We start from the raw sequence: 633 nt of genomic DNA, 5'->3' as shown, positions 1-633 counted from the left end.
ACAATTTGTGCTCGAAGGTAGAAAGAGCTCCGCCAAACAGGCTACCGAACTTATGCAGGTTCGCTCCAAAGTTACGCGTTTCGGCGAGTTCATCGTACAGCCAAGAGGCTTCAAATCGCGTTTGATAATCAGGTTCACACCTTGAGTCTTGTAATGCTTGATGAATGGCTTCTGCTGCTAGTAAGCCTGATTTCATCGCGGTGTGGCTGCCTTTTATCTTCGCAACGTTAAGTGTTCCTGCGTCACAGCCAATTAATAAACCGCCGGGGAATTGTTGTTTCGGTAAAGAAGATAACCCACCTTTTGCGATGGCTCTTGCACCATAAGCGATGCGCTGTGCCCCTTTTAGGTGTTGTTTGATTGCAGGGTGGTGTTTAAAGCGCTGAAACTCATCGAAGGGGCTCAAGTGGGGATTGCGATAGTTAAGATCGACAATCAACCCAACCGCAATTTGGCGGTTTTCCATGTGATAGAGGAATCCACCACCAGTTGTGTTGGTTTCGCTCAATGGCCAACCGGCGGAGTGGATGACGCTGCCAGTAAAATCTTTCGCATCAGCCGGCAGTTCCCAAATCTCTTTCAAGCCTAATGCGTAATGCTGAGGTTGTTTGCCCGCATCCAAATCGAAATGAC

The 633-nt window shown here is 48.3% G+C and carries 1 protein-coding gene; it reads right to left on the bottom strand.

Annotated features, from left to right (window positions below):
- Nucleotides 1-633: NAD(P)/FAD-dependent oxidoreductase (locus R7R78_RS25100; RefSeq protein ID WP_225474497.1), on the bottom strand; the 633-nt coding region annotated here is incomplete at both ends.

The sequence above is a fragment of the Vibrio sp. 2134-1 genome, from assembly GCF_033339495.1.
This window is presented reverse-complemented; position numbering and strand designations above follow the sequence as displayed.